The sequence below is a fragment of the Corynebacterium sp. genome (genome assembly GCF_012837295.1).
In the GTDB taxonomy this organism is placed as follows: domain Bacteria; phylum Actinomycetota; class Actinomycetes; order Mycobacteriales; family Mycobacteriaceae; genus Corynebacterium.
The window spans coordinates 1-2,745 of record NZ_DURI01000180.1; the positions used below are offsets into that span (position 1 = coordinate 1).

The 2,745-nt window shown below is 69.4% G+C and carries 3 protein-coding genes; all 3 read right to left on the reverse strand.

From position 1 onward, the window contains the following. Positions 1-760: DUF6542 domain-containing protein (locus GX015_RS06145; protein WP_291343614.1), on the reverse strand; the 760-nt coding region annotated here is incomplete at its 3' end. A 120-nt stretch (positions 761-880) separates the two neighbouring features. After that, positions 881-2,467, reverse strand: coding sequence for an AI-2E family transporter (locus tag GX015_RS06150; RefSeq protein ID WP_291343615.1), 1,587 nt, complete (start codon positions 2,465-2,467; stop codon positions 881-883). A 129-nt stretch (positions 2,468-2,596) separates the two neighbouring features. Next, positions 2,597-2,743, reverse strand: a complete 147-nt coding sequence (gene metS / locus GX015_RS06155; RefSeq protein WP_291343622.1) for a methionine/alanine import NSS transporter subunit MetS — start codon at positions 2,741-2,743, stop codon at positions 2,597-2,599. Positions 2,744-2,745: the final 2 nt, after the last annotated feature.

A 2,745-nucleotide genomic window follows, 5' to 3' on the forward strand; every position in this document is an offset into this window, starting at 1 on the left:
CCGGGCGCTCGAGACGCTCGGAACGCTCCGGGCGGCGCGGATTACCGGCCACCGGACGCGGTGCCGGCTCCTGCGCGCGTCGCGCTTCCTGGGCGGCACGCGCCCGCTCGGCGGCGCGGCGGCGCCTCTCCTCGGCAGCCTGGATGATTTCGGACGCGGGTCGTCGTGAAGCGTCCTTGCCGCGCGAATGTCGCACCCGCGCATCCGACTCCGCCACCCGCTTGCGGGCACGGGTCGCGGACACCGTGGTGGTCTCCTCGGACTTCTGAAGGCGCGCGTTGTCGCGGCGGGTTTCCTTGTCCGTCTTCGCGTTGACGCGCGTGATGTCCAGGTAACGCCAGATGGCGATGGCCGTGCAGATGAGCGGGATCAGCGCCATCCACGGGAAATACTGGACGATCGGGTATGCCGCCGTGATCAGCCTGGTTTTCGTCGGCGTGGAATCGAGGGCGCCGCCGACCGAGGGATCCGACCACGACGCGATCAGCCACGCCACGATCGGAGTGATGACGGTGAACAGCAATGGCTGCTGCGCCACCGTGACCACCAGGCCACGGGGATCGACGAGCGACGTGCCGACGATGGCGGCGGCCGCGAAGGCGAGGAGATACGGCAGACCGATGCTGCCCGTCGGCAGCGCCGCGACGATGCCGATGAGCCCCGCCACCACGAACAGCAACGGCGGCGCCCAAATGGGCAGCCGCCGCGGCCCGGAACGTCGAGCGGCGTTCGGGTGAGTTGAGGTTGCGGTATCGGACACGCTTCCAGACCTTACCGGGTGCCGTCGCCGCCGAGACTGAGGCGCGGTGTGGCGCGCCGGGGAACCTTGCGGAGGGCCGACGCCCGCGACCGCGCCGTCGCGGCCGTCGCGGCTGTGGCGTCAGTGGCGGCGGAACCGCCCCGTCACCGCATTGCTGATCCGCCCGAAGGCGGTCGTCGCGGGACCGTCGCCGGATCCGCCGGACAGCGGGTCGTTGGCCGACGCCGTCGTGGCCGGTGCGGCCTCCGCCCGGGCAAAGTCGTCGTCGGCGCCGGAGCCGGTCCCCGTCTCGCCGACGGAGCCCTTGGCCGAGGACTTGTCGCCGCCGCCCAGGCGCAGCATGGCCAGGCGGTCGCGCATGGCCCGGCCCGCGGCCTCGGTCTGCAGGCCGGAAATGGATCCGGCCTCGGTGGCGAACTTGATGTCGGCGGCGGTCTTGTCTCCGGTGCGCAGGTCCGTCAGGTCGCCCATGTAGCGCAGCCACACCGCGATCACGGCGGCGACGGGCACTGCCAGGAACGCGCCGACGATGCCGAACAGCGTGCCGCCCAGCGTCACGGACAGCAGCACGATCGCCGCGTGCAGGTTCATCGCCTTCGACTGCAGCATGGGGGACAGGATGTTGCCCTCGACCTGCTGCACCACGACGATGAGCACGAGCACGAGGATGGCGGTGGTAAGGCCGTTGGCCACCAGCGCCACGACCACGGCGATGAAGCCCGCGGTGAACGCACCGACGATCGGGATGAAGCCGGCGAAGAACGTGATCACGGCCAGCACCAGCGCCAGCGGCACGTCCAGGAGCCACAGGCCCAGACCGATGAACACGGCGTCGATCAAGGACACCAGCGCCTGCGTGCGGATGAATCCGCCGAGGGTGTCCCACGAACGGGTCATGACCTCGGTGAGGTGCCAGCCCAGGCGGCGGCCCGTGATGGAGCGCAGCCAGGGCAGGAAGTGGCGACCGTCCTTGATGAAGAAGAAGGTCAGCACGATCATCACCACGAGGGTGACGGTGACGCTGCCGACGACGCTGATGCCCTGGAACACGGTGTTGGCGATGTCGCCGGAACGTTCCTGCAGCCAGTTGGTGGCCTGGTCGAGCAGGTCGAGCAGCTGCTCGTCCTTGACGTTGAACGGCGGGCCCTGGAGCACCGACTGCAGTTCGACGATGCCGCTGGTGAACTGGTCCTTCAGGTGCGGCAGCTGGGAGCGGACGGTCGGGGCGATCAGTGCGATGACGCCGCTGACGATGCCGATCGCGCCGAGCAGGGACACCAGCGCGGCCAGGGCGGCCGGCCACTTGTGGCGGATGAGGAATGCGGCGGGCGGCCCGAGGACCGTGGCGACGATGAGCGCCAGCAGCACCGGCAGCAGTCCCGCCCACACCTTGCCCAGGGCGGTGAACGCCACGAACAGGGCGGCGCAGACGATGAGGAAGCGCAGGCACCAGCCGGCGAACCACCGGGCGCCTTCGCCGATGACGTCGGCGCGGTCGATGGACTCGCCCTCCGCCTCCTGCAGGAGTTCGTCGAGTTCCGCGCCGTCTTCCTTCAGCGGGGGAGTCGTCGCCGCCCGTTGGTGGGCGTCTTCGGGCACGGACAGCGCCTGGTCGGCGCGCATGGGTTCGGCACCCATGACCTCGTCGATCATGTCGCGGTCGTCGCGGATGGAAAATCCGCCGCGGGTTTCGTCGTCTTTGCTCACATCGCCATTATGGGGCAATTCCCCCGGCGGTGGCGGAATCAGCCCGGAGGTTCATTCGGTCGTTGACCGAAATTCACCCCGTCGCATGGTGTGCGGCGGGGTGAATTCGGGGTCGTTGCGTTGCGACGCCTACTGCTCTTCGTGTGCGGCGAGCACTTCGTTGGCGGCGTGGGGGGCGTCGGCCAGTTCGCCCGACGTGTCGTCGGGGTGGCGGGTCAGGTTGATGACGGCGAGGATGAATCCTCCCCAGATGATCAGGATGAACAGCGCCATCATGA

What these genes read in the sequence shown, in the direction of transcription:
- metS (WP_291343622.1), bottom strand. Translation starts at nt 2,743, where the DNA reads ATGATGGCGCTGTTCATCCTGATCATCTGGGGAGGATTCATCCTCGCC.